Genomic DNA, 10,251 nt, shown 5'->3' on the forward strand with positions numbered 1-10,251 from the left:
TAAGGGAGGATGGGATTCCCGGCCGTCCGGAGGACGCTTCCGGAAAACGCCCTCAGAATAGGGAAATGGGGCGGGAGTATTCCCCGTTGGGCGTCCTGACCAGAGCCAGATAGACGCCCGCGCGGATCCCGGCGCGGCCGGGGATATCCCTGAACCGATAGGTTCTAGACCCTATTCCTTGGTCGCTCCAAACGCGGCGTCCATCGAGGCCGTAAAGGGAGACCAAGTGGGGCCCGGTTTCGGTAACGGCGATACCCATCGGATCGATCCGGATTTCCGGGCGAGGGCGCCCCGTTCGTTTCGCGGCGGCGGGGACCCGGCAGGCGCCTTTGTAGGTCACCCGGAAGGCTCCGGGGTTGACGCCGGATTGATAAGGCAAGCCGTCGTAGTTCAGGATGTAAAGCGCGCCATCCTTGCCGTACATGCCCTGGATGAAATTGCGGATGGGAAAATTCTTGAAAATGCCGTCCCCATCCAATTTGATGGGCGCGCCTACCGTATGCGGGGCGGACTCGGTGGAATCCACCTTCACGCCCCAGAGCCCCCCGTCGAATCCCGCCATCAGCCAGGTATCGTCGAAGTGGGGAGGGAATTTGAAATCGTTGTCCAGCGATGGGTCGAAGGCGTAGATGGGCCCGCCGATGGCGATGTTCGTCAACCCGTTGATGGCGCCGGGAACGGCCGGGGGCAGATCGGTTACGCCGCTGTTCAACGGCGAGGTATTGAGAGGCGCGTCCGCGTTCTTCCCGTTGTCGCAGACGCGGAGATTGTCGCCGTGGAAATAGGGGAACCCGGCGAAGGCAGGATGGCTGACGATGTTGAATTCATCGAGTGCGCTGCCGTAGTTCGACGAACCCCATGCCAACCAACGTTTGGTGGGATGCACCGCGACGGAGAAGTTGCTGCGCTCGCCCTTTACGTACACTTCCGGCAGCACCTTGGAGGTATCGCGATACTGCGAGGACAAGGTGGAAAGGCCTTGCATCGCATACTGATCGGCCCAGTACTCGCCGAAGTTCCCCTTCGGTATGGAGTAGCCTTTGGGCGAATCGTCGGGATGGATGCGGAAGAAGCCGCCGCGGAGGCTGTGCGTATCCGAAGCGCCCCATTCCGCGCTTTGCACGCTATCGGTTTTAGACAGCACGTTGCCTCCCGCATCGCATGCGGTGGGATCCACATCGCTTCCGTTGGTGCCGACCGCGACCCACAAATCCCCGTAAGCGTCGAATTGCATGGGGCCGCCGCTATTCCAACTGTCGGTGCGATTACCCAGGATGTTGATGAGGATCTTCTCGTTGGCCATGTCCAAGGTATTGTCCGATTTCACCGTGAAACGGGAGAGCCGCAATTGCCGGTTTTGCCCGCCAGGCGAGAAATCCGGGTAAACGGTTTGGAGGGGGCTATACCAGGCGTAGAGGTAGCGGTTGGTTTCGAACGCGGGATCGAAGGCCACGCCCATCAGCCCATTGTCGCCCTGCGAACCGGGTCCCGAATGGACGTCGATATGGCCCATCGATTTCACGGTCTTCGCGGCCCCGTCGTACCATTTCATGTCTCCCGTGCGTTGCACGAAGACGATGTCGCTGTGATCATATTTTCCGGACGCGTCATTCACCACGCGCACGTCCATATGGACCGGCTCGGATAGGGCGGAGTCCTTCGCGGCTTGTCCGCTGCCTTGCTTGTTGAATAGTTCGGCGACCTCGAAATCGTCCGCGCTTAACTGGACGCCCGGACATGAGGAGGAGGTAAAATCGGCGCGGGCAGCAAGGGCGGCCGCGGAGAAGACGAAGCAAAGGCGCGGTAAGAACCTCATATTGAACCTCGCGCGGAAGCGCCCGATCTCGTGGTACAAACGGATGCGGAAAAACACCTGCCCAAAAAAAGTAGTCAGATTGCGCGGATTGCGCTCGCAGTGATCGGGGCGATCATCTCCCGGAAAGACGAAATCAAGCGGGTTATTTGGTCTTTTCCACCCGATCTCTGGCCTCACCCACGAGCCTGCCCAGAGGTTCTTCCCTGCCGGGGCGGGAAACGTCGGTTTTGCTTTCCCCCAAATCCAGCAGATACTTCTCGATCTCGCGGAACGAATCGGCGCGATAGCTCGCTTGGGAATCCAGGTTGTTCACCTTGCCTTTGACGAGCGAGACCCGCCGGGGGACCCGCGTTTCGCTTTTGGGTTGGATGATCAGGAGACCCCGGTACTCGGGGGTGCTTTCCGAGGGTTCCAGAGGCCCGGTCGGGGGATTTTCCATCGCCGCTTTGAGCCGCGATACCAGGTCCTCCTTCTTATCGTCTTCGCAAATAAGGTAGGCCGGCCGCGGGCGCCCCGAAAACATCATCAGCTCGACGCGGATGCAATTCTTGGCCGTGTCCGCCTGGGATGCCGCAGGCGCCTGGGCCCGCGAGGCGGATACGCAGAGAGCTAACGATCCGGCCGCGATTAGGATGCGCGAATTCATGCTTTTCCCCATGCGAGATTCACCGTACATTGGCGTCTCCGCCGCAAGTGCAATAGAACCCGCCGTTATCGGTGTAATTGTGGACGCCATAATTGCGATTAGCCGTGAGCGGATTCAAGATGATATTGTGGCCGGCGTCGAGATCGGTCGCGGGCGAATCCGAGATTTTATGGGTCCATTTTCCATTGGCCTTGTCCAGGCGGTACCAATGGTAATCGACATGGGGCGCTACGGTCATGAATACCAGGGTGCCGGCGTTGGGGCAGGTATAACCGTTTCCGGGAAAGTTCCAACCCACCCAGGTCAGCCCGTCGTTCAAGGCCGCGGTGCGAATCTGGGACACCACATCGTCCGTCTCAGGCGCGCCCGAAGCGAGCCCAGGGGTGGCGAAGGTGAAGGTGGCCTGGTTGTTCGCGTAGTTGTAGCAATTGTTCTCGGACTGGACGAAAGGGTTCGTATTCCATTTCGCGAACTCGGTAACGGGAGCGACGCATAGCGAAACGTCTTCGATCGCGCCTTTCACATAGAGGTTTCCCGCATCATCGATGGAGGCCATCACGGTGCCGTCCGCTTTCTTGAACCGGGTCCTGCCCGGAAATGAACTCTGGAAGGTTTTGATGATCCCTTTCAGGAAGAGATCGTTGTTGACGAATGCTCCCGATTCGCCTCCCCCGGCAGCATTGACATACAACGATCCGCCGATGGGCCAGGTGTCCCCGAGGGGGACATTGGTGAATATCCTGCCTTCGGGTTGCACGTTTCCGTTCGACTTGAAAATGACGCCGCGGCCGAAAATGGGCGAGGAGATTTTCAAATCGATGGCGGAAGCGGGCGCCGCTGCGGCGGCGGCCAAGGCCAGCCAGCCCAAGGCCCGCAAGCCCTGGCTCGATAGCAAGCGTATTATCATCGGTTCCATCCTTTCTCGCGTTCCGGTTTCGCTTTATTTGGACAGCTTGGCGAGGGCGTCCTTGAGGGCGGCGATTTCGGCTTGCTGTTCCTTGATGGCGCCGACCAGGACCGGGATCATCCCGGTATAGTTGACGCTCTTGAAGGTGGCGGAAGCCCCGGGAGCCGGGTTTTTCGCTTCGCCGGGATCTTCGGGAATGGGCACGTCCGTTACCAGTTCGGGCAACACCGCCGCTACGTCGTCGGCTAGTAATCCGAGTTGCCTCCTTTCCGGAAGTCCTTTGACCCGGGTTTGGATGGCGTCGAAGTTATAGCTGCTGGGACGCAATGAGGCCAGCTTCTGCAGATTGCCTTGCAGCGGTTGGATGTTGGTCTTGAGGCGGGAGTCGGAAGGATTGCTGAGGGTGCCGGAGATGTAGACGTTGCCCTGGAAGTACCCGGCATAGGCGCCGGTCCCGGAACCGGAGGCGTATACGCCGTAATTGTTGCTCGTGCCGCCGTATGCGACGAAGTAGCCTCCGAAGCGCGAACCGCTCCCGGACACGGTGGACCAGCCTCTCACGCCGATATACCCGCCTTCGCCATGGACCCCGATGCCATAGAACGGTTGCGGAATGGATTGCCCGGAGACCGCGATGCCGTCCACCGCCGCTCCCGAAATGTTATGGGAACTCACGATGGGGTTGGTGGACGCGTCACCGTCGGCACTGATCTGGGCGTGCCCGAGAGCCGCCGCCATGAGCACGCAGAAACCGGTGGTGAGCAATCGATTCGTGGGCATGCAATCGCCTCCTGAAGGGGTGGATTTTGGAGCCCATAAAGACAGTCAAGCCGGGATCGCCAGGCAACCCTTTTCAGTTCAGCGATTGCTGAACACGGCCGCCCCGCTTCCGTATCCGGAATAGAGACCAGCCAGGACCTGGGTCCTGAGCCTTTCATCCGCTATCTTGCGCAGCATGAACAGATGGGCGAGGAAATCCCTCTCCATGGCATCGAGCTTGAACACCCGGGCCAGCCCGTCGATCGATTTCGCCGAGGGTTGGATGCGGCCGTTGACGATCTGGCAAAAGACGGCCGGGGATCGGAAACCCAAGCATGCGGAGATGTAGCGGTGCGAAATGCCGGGCTCGGCTTCCTTCAACGCCTGGTAACGCTGCTTTAAGAAGCCGCCCGGTTCCCGGAATTCGAAAATGGAATAAGTCATTCGCGGTCCCCCCAAGGTGTTGCCCCCTTAGATGCTCTTACCGCGACGATTATATCAGGGAATGCTCCATGGGAACGGGATAGGGCCGCTTAGCCCAGTTTCAAAGGCCCGGCCGCCGGCGCCGTCCCGGCCGGCGCTTCCAGATTACCGGCCAGCAGGCGGCGATCGAATATTTCCAAGGCCAGATCGTAGACGATATCCGCCAGGGCCGCATCGAAACGGTGGCCTTCATCCCGGATGAAGGCGTGCTGGGCGTTGAATTCATGCCACGTGAAATTCGTTCCCGCCGCGGTCAGGGCGCGATAGATCTTGTCGCGGCCTTCCTGGGGAACGTGGGGATCCTGGCGGCCCCAGACCATGAGCAATTCGCCTTTGATGCCGGGGATGCGGGCCAGGGAATCATCCTGCATGCCTTTGCCCAAGCTGCCCTTGTGGATGTCGGTGGCATACAGGCAGACGCCGGCCAGGACTTCGTGGTTCATGGCGCAGCGGAAGCTCAAATGGCCTCCCAGGCAGATGCCCATTGAGCCTAGGCGCCCGTTGCAGTAGGGGAGGGAACGTAAATGCGCGAGGGCGGCGCGCGCGTCGGAGTCGTAGGCGGAGAGTACTTTCTCGATCTTGTAGCGATTGCCTTTGTCCGTGCCGTCCTTGTCGTAGGCCAAGGCGCAACCGGCGGGTTCGAATTCGTGGTACACCTCGGGAGCGGCCACTACATAGCCGCGGGAAGCCAAGCGGCGCGCCGTGCGTTGGATGGGCCCGGTGACTTGGAAGATTTCGGAGAAGAGGACGATCCCGGGGAAAGGTCCGGATCCCGATGGGCGGAAGCGATGGATCCGCATGGGCCCGGTGGATGTGGAAACGTCGGCGAAATCTTCTTGGATAAGCATTAATCCCTCCCCGTCGCGGCGCAGGCGCGCCGGACGGGGAGGAATACTAGCAAACAGGCCTATCCGTCAGATCGTCGTACCACGCCTGCCTGTAAGAAAGGAGATCAAGGCGAGCACCAGGAAGACGAAGAACAGGATTTTGGCGATACCGGCAGCGGTACCGGCAATGCCGCCGAAACCCAGGACGGCGGCCACGAGCGCGATGATAAGGAACAAGATTGCGGCGTTCAGCATGTTTGCCTCCGGTTGTGGATAATCTGAAGATATGTTCTGACCTATCCGGGGCAAGACCAAATTTCCTACAGAATAGGAAGGGGCGACCGCGATTGCGCGCGTATTCAGCGGAATAACGAATGCGCCAACGCGCGGAGCTCCTCGGCCTGGATCATGACCAGGGTTTCCATCGCGGGCGATTCCTCCTTGGCACGGCGGCGCGCCTCGGCGTTGAAGGCCGGGGCGGACCAGATTCCCCCGGGGAGCAAGGCGGCGCGTAGGGCGGGCGGCACGGGCAAAACCGAAAGGCGCTCCGCCAGTATAAGGTAACAGGGGTGTTTCCCGGCCCGGCTGAACCAGTAATCGGCATTTTCGTGATCGCCTTCGCGGCGATGGAAAATGGCGTGCAGCAGATCATGATCGGGATCGCCCTCGCGCGATTGCGCGATTTCATGGGCCTCCTCCCCATGATCATGCCAGAGCAACGCCAGGCCTTCCAGTACACGGTGCCGCGTTCCGGGAGCGGAGGGCGGCGGATGGGCCGCAGCCAAGGCCAGCACCGAGGCGGCATCGCGCGTTCCCGGCCTGGCGGTCAGGCGCAGTCCGGGCGGCCGCGCCGTAAAAACGGCCTCGCAGAAGGCTATCGCAGCGTCCGTGCCCTTTTCCATTTTTCGCGCCGGCATGCCGAACTCCTCGCCTTATTCCAGAAAAGGTCAAAAATAGTTTCCCCCGGGCTTGCTAAGTTATTCTTCCTCGAAAGGTTAATTGCACTATGTATTTACGATCCGCCTTTTCCATGATTTTATCGACGCTGGCCGGGTGCGTTTCGTTGACCTGCGCAACGCCCGAAGAGTTCCTGCTTCACCCGGGTTTCGACTTGCTTTCGCTCCGCCCGAAAGGATTCGAGCCGCGGGTGGCCGGCCTCGCGGCCCTTCCCGGGGATCGCCTGGCCGTCGCCACCTGGCGCCCGAACGAGATCTGGATCCTATCGGGATACCATGGGCCTTTGGCGGGGATGAAGGCGCGCAAGGCCATGGGCGGCTTCCACGAACTCATGGGCCTCTGCGCTTTGGGCGACACCTTATACGCCGCCGATCAGGATTCCATCTACGTCCTTCGCGATACCGATGGCGATGGCCTGCCCGACGCCCGTAAAGGCGTGGGCGCGCTCCCCTGGTCGGGATCGTTCCACGAATGGTCCTTCGGGTTGGTGCATACCGGCGGCCGTTTTTACACCGCGCTGTCGGTGGCGGCCAAGAACAGCCTGGCCACCTTGGATCCGCAAAAGGATAATCGCCGCGGCTCCCTGGTTTCCATGGACCCAGCCGGCAAGCTGGAAGTGGTCGCCAGCGGCCTGCGGGCCCCGGACGGCCTTTGCCTGGGGCCCGATAGCGGCCTCTTCGCCACCGACAATCAGGGCACCTGGCTGCCCGCGAACAAATTCATCCATGTGCAGCCCGGCCATGGCTACGGGCATCATATCCGTCCCGCGGGCGCCTTCGATGAGGGATATCCCTCCCCGCCGGCGGTTTGGCTGCCCTATGGTTCGTTCACGAAATCCCCGACCCAGCCGGCTTACCTCACGGAAGGGCCGTATGCCGGGCAGTTCCTGGTGGGCGATATAGCCTACGGCGCGATGCGGCGCATCGCCATCGAGAAAGTGAATGGCCAATGGCAGGGATGCGTGATGCATTTCTCCGGCGGCTTCGAGGCCGGCGAACATCGCCTGTTGCCAGGGCCCGGAGGCACGGTCGTGGTGGGAGGATTGGGCAACGGGGACATGGCGGATTGGGGCTGGAACGGGAAACTCATGGGGCTGCAAATGCTGAAGCCCAACGGCAAGCCGGTCTTCGAGATCCTCACCGTACATGCGCGCAAGGGCGGGTACGAGGTGGTCTTCACCCAACCCATCGACTCGGCGGCGGCTACCAGAAAACGTTTTCAGGCGAAGCAATGGTGGTACGAACCCACGGAAGCCTTCGGGGGGCCGGAAAAGGACGTAACCCGGCTCAACGTGGCCTCGGTCAATCTTTCGCGCGACGGATCGCGCCTGTTCCTTAAGATCGACGGGCTTTTGCCGCAACAGGTTTGCCACGTACACATCGAGGGATTAAAATCGCGCGCGGGACTGAACCTGTGGACTCCCGATTTCTGGTACACCTTGAATGCGCCGTCGGAAACCGGATGGGGGCCATGAAGAATGGGGGGACACCTGAAAGTGACCCCCTATCTTCGTCGATTCCGCCGAAAATTCCCTGATTAATAATTTTGCTACCGACTAATCCTTTTCATATAATTCCGTTTTTATTAGTTTAGCCGAGTCGGAAAGTATTAATGACACCCCAGGGAAAGGAATCCGTTTTGGCAAGAGGCAGGAAGAAAGGGAATACCGGAAAGCGTTATAGCGAGGAACAAAAACGCGAGATCCTCGCTTTCGTCGCGAGCCAAGGGCGCGGGGGCATCACGGCAGCGGGCAAGAAATACGGCGTATCCTACATCGCCTTGCGGCGGTGGATGAACGGGGCCGGCGGCAATCGCAAGACCGCGCGCGGCTCGTCCAAGGCCCTCGATGGCCGCAAGCTGAAGAGCGTGGCGGCGGCTTTGACCGCTCTCAAGTCCTTCAAGAAGCAGGTCACCATCCTGCAGCGCGCCCTCAAGCAACTGGCGCGCTGAAGGAACCCCGGAACGGGCCGCCTAGCGGCCCGCGAAGAGGGTTTCCGCATCCCAGCGGGGCGGCGAGATCGATGCGCTGGCCGGGTTCACGTATTCGCGGTAGAGATTATTCTCCAGCGCGAAACGGAACCAGCCATCGCCGCCCGGGCTGTACGCATCCGCGCTCATGACGGGCAGATCCTGCCGGATTCCGCCCGCGGCCGCTACCACCGTGAAGCGTCCCCAATCCCGCTTCCGGGTCATCGCGTATCTGCCATCGGTATCGGTACGCCGGAGTCCCGTCGCCCCCAAGGCGGCGCCCATTTCCACCTCCAGGTTCTCGCACAATCCGAAAAAGTCATCGGCCGAGGACTGCTTCAGATCCAGCTTGATGCCCCATAATTCGCCTTGGGCATTGAAGGCCAAGCGAATGCGGGCCCGCGTGGGCCTGCGATCGGGAAAGGCGACTACTTCGGCGGCGATCTCTCCGGAATCGGCCCGCACCCCGGAGGCCTGGTAGAGCCCCAGGTTGGCGCGGCATTCCTTCCGTCCCATCCCCCAATAGAATCCCATCATGCCCGCCGGCACGCGCAATTGATCCGCGCCGAGGAGGGCCAGCAATTCCTTGGCTTTGGGATCGAAGGCCATCGACCCGTCCCGGTATTCCTTCATGGCCATGGGCAGCCCCTCGGGAGACCAGGTCCGATAGGCCCCATCCAAGCGGCCTTGCTTGTAATACGCCTGCTCTTGGAGGCCTCCGGAGGGATACCAGATCCGGCTCAGGCCATCCTTGCGGCCGTGGGCGAAGCGGCAGCGCATCCGCAACTTGTTGCCGGGATGCCACTGGGAGAACTCCCCTTCCAAGAGCCCGGCGGCGTACCGTGCCGAGTAGAGGCGGGTTCCGTCGGGATACCAGGCTTCTTCCGGGCCCTGGCGGCGGCCGCCGGCGAAGGCGCCGCGCAAGCGCGGTCGCGCGTTGGGGTACCATTCCCGATACTCCCCTTCGGCCCGGCCGGAGCGGAAGCGCGTGATCGACTTCCGTTGCCCGTCGGGGAACCATTCCTCCCAGGGCCCATCGCGCTCCCCGCGCAGGTAATTCGCGGACCAGAGCGGATTGCCGCTGCGCGAATAGGTCTTCCAGGCTCCCGTGGGCCGATCCACTGAATAACCACCCGAAAGCCACGGAGTGCCGTCCGGATACCAGGCCTTGACCGGCCCATCGAGCCGGCCTTCCTTGAAATGCCTCTCGGCCATGAGCTTGCCGTCCGGATATTTCATCTCGCATAAACCGTCGCGAACGCGACGGTCACCATCCCGAACGGGGTGGGGACCGTCCCGTACGGAACTGTCACCGTCGCGGAGCCGAACCCGCGTCTCGCTCGCTGCACCCACGCTCCAAGCGCAAGTTTCCATAACTGTCAGGGAATCGCCCGCCGGACCCACCGCATCCACGCGCGCGGAGCGGACCTCGAAGCGGCGATCGTAGGCCGCATGCCCGAGCGAATCGTAACGAAGCTCCCGCACGAGGAAGCCGCGCGACCATTCGCGCTCTGCGCTCAGGCGCCCGCGCGCATCCCAGGCGCGGGCCCGCCCATCGCGCTTGCCGCCGAGGTAGGGTACCGTCATCTCACGGCTCCCATCGGGATAAAAGGATTGGTAATCGCCTTCGCGGACGCCGGGTTTACCTGCCTGGCCTTTTTCGGTCCAGCGCTCGCGGATGCGGCCGTCCGGATAGCGCGATTCGTGGACGACGCCATGGCCGCAGGCCCAGAAGCATAACGCTACGATGATCGCAGAGAGAATCCGCATGCCCGACTTCATCCCGGAGTTATCGGAATATCTTGCGCGTAGGATTAGGATTTCTTCAAGCTTTGGCGTTAATCGTCCGGACCGGGAAAAACCTAGGCATCGCAAATGCCGTCCCGTA

At 61.4% G+C, this 10,251-nt stretch carries 11 protein-coding genes; 2 read left to right on the top strand and 9 right to left on the bottom strand.

The annotated features are described in order from the left end of the window. Positions 1–52: 52 nt before the first annotated feature. From JF616_01450 to JF616_01485, 8 genes are all read right to left on the bottom strand, one after another. Positions 53–1,816, bottom strand: a complete 1,764-nt coding sequence (locus tag JF616_01450) for a PQQ-dependent sugar dehydrogenase (GenBank protein ID MBW8886395.1) — start codon at positions 1,814–1,816, stop codon at positions 53–55. Between the two features lie 142 nt (positions 1,817–1,958). Next, complete coding sequence (locus JF616_01455; protein MBW8886396.1) at positions 1,959–2,462, bottom strand: hypothetical protein; 504 nt, start codon at positions 2,460–2,462, stop codon at positions 1,959–1,961. 19 nt (positions 2,463–2,481) lie between these two features. Next, positions 2,482–3,369, bottom strand: a complete 888-nt coding sequence (locus tag JF616_01460) for a hypothetical protein (GenBank protein MBW8886397.1) — start codon at positions 3,367–3,369, stop codon at positions 2,482–2,484. A 33-nt stretch (positions 3,370–3,402) separates the two neighbouring features. Beyond that, a complete protein-coding gene (locus tag JF616_01465) occupies positions 3,403–4,149 on the bottom strand; it encodes a tail fiber domain-containing protein (protein MBW8886398.1) in 747 nt (248 codons plus the stop codon). Between the two features lie 78 nt (positions 4,150–4,227). Next, the gene (locus tag JF616_01470) at positions 4,228–4,572 is read right to left on the bottom strand and encodes a hypothetical protein (protein ID MBW8886399.1); all 345 of its coding nucleotides are present in this window, start codon (positions 4,570–4,572) and stop codon (positions 4,228–4,230) included. Positions 4,573–4,661: 89 nt separating this feature from the next. Continuing rightward, positions 4,662–5,459 (bottom strand): dienelactone hydrolase family protein, encoded by a 798-nt coding sequence (locus JF616_01475; GenBank protein ID MBW8886400.1) that lies wholly within the window; start codon positions 5,457–5,459, stop codon positions 4,662–4,664. Positions 5,460–5,525: 66 nt separating this feature from the next. After that, positions 5,526–5,693 (bottom strand): DUF1328 domain-containing protein, encoded by a 168-nt coding sequence (locus tag JF616_01480; protein ID MBW8886401.1) that lies wholly within the window; start codon positions 5,691–5,693, stop codon positions 5,526–5,528. A gap of 104 nt (positions 5,694–5,797) precedes the next feature. Then, complete coding sequence (locus JF616_01485; GenBank protein ID MBW8886402.1) at positions 5,798–6,355, bottom strand: hypothetical protein; 558 nt, start codon at positions 6,353–6,355, stop codon at positions 5,798–5,800. A 113-nt stretch (positions 6,356–6,468) separates the two neighbouring features. On the opposite strand from JF616_01485, the gene JF616_01490 reads away from it, so the two are divergent. Together JF616_01490 and JF616_01495 are read left to right on the top strand one after the other, a co-directional pair. Further along, positions 6,469–7,869 carry a hypothetical protein gene (locus JF616_01490; GenBank protein MBW8886403.1) on the top strand — a complete coding sequence of 467 codons (1,401 nt, stop codon included), beginning with the start codon at positions 6,469–6,471 and terminating at the stop codon, positions 7,867–7,869. Between the two features lie 164 nt (positions 7,870–8,033). After that, on the top strand, positions 8,034–8,345 hold the full coding sequence (locus tag JF616_01495) for a transposase (GenBank protein ID MBW8886404.1): 312 nt from the start codon (positions 8,034–8,036) through the stop codon (positions 8,343–8,345). Positions 8,346–8,366: 21 nt separating this feature from the next. Here the strand turns inward: JF616_01495 and JF616_01500 are convergent, their stop codons facing one another. After that, a complete protein-coding gene (locus JF616_01500) occupies positions 8,367–10,133 on the bottom strand; it encodes a hypothetical protein (protein ID MBW8886405.1) in 1,767 nt (588 codons plus the stop codon). Positions 10,134–10,251 lie beyond the last annotated feature (118 nt).

Source organism: Fibrobacterota bacterium (genome assembly GCA_019509785.1).
Lineage (GTDB): Bacteria > Fibrobacterota > Fibrobacteria > UBA11236 > UBA11236 > Chersky-265.

What these genes read in the sequence shown, in the direction of transcription:
- JF616_01450 (MBW8886395.1), bottom strand. Translation starts at nt 1,816, where the DNA reads ATGAGGTTCTTACCGCGCCTTTGCTTCGTCTTCTCCGCGGCCGCCCTT.
- JF616_01455 (MBW8886396.1), bottom strand. Translation starts at nt 2,462, where the DNA reads ATGAATTCGCGCATCCTAATCGCGGCCGGATCGTTAGCTCTCTGCGTA.
- JF616_01460 (MBW8886397.1), bottom strand. Translation starts at nt 3,369, where the DNA reads ATGATAATACGCTTGCTATCGAGCCAGGGCTTGCGGGCCTTGGGCTGG.
- JF616_01465 (MBW8886398.1), bottom strand. Translation starts at nt 4,149, where the DNA reads ATGCCCACGAATCGATTGCTCACCACCGGTTTCTGCGTGCTCATGGCG.
- JF616_01470 (MBW8886399.1), bottom strand. Translation starts at nt 4,572, where the DNA reads ATGACTTATTCCATTTTCGAATTCCGGGAACCGGGCGGCTTCTTAAAG.
- JF616_01475 (MBW8886400.1), bottom strand. Translation starts at nt 5,459, where the DNA reads ATGCTTATCCAAGAAGATTTCGCCGACGTTTCCACATCCACCGGGCCC.
- JF616_01480 (MBW8886401.1), bottom strand. Translation starts at nt 5,693, where the DNA reads ATGCTGAACGCCGCAATCTTGTTCCTTATCATCGCGCTCGTGGCCGCC.
- JF616_01485 (MBW8886402.1), bottom strand. Translation starts at nt 6,355, where the DNA reads ATGCCGGCGCGAAAAATGGAAAAGGGCACGGACGCTGCGATAGCCTTC.
- JF616_01490 (MBW8886403.1), top strand. Translation starts at nt 6,469, where the DNA reads ATGATTTTATCGACGCTGGCCGGGTGCGTTTCGTTGACCTGCGCAACG.
- JF616_01500 (MBW8886405.1), bottom strand. Translation starts at nt 10,133, where the DNA reads ATGCGGATTCTCTCTGCGATCATCGTAGCGTTATGCTTCTGGGCCTGC.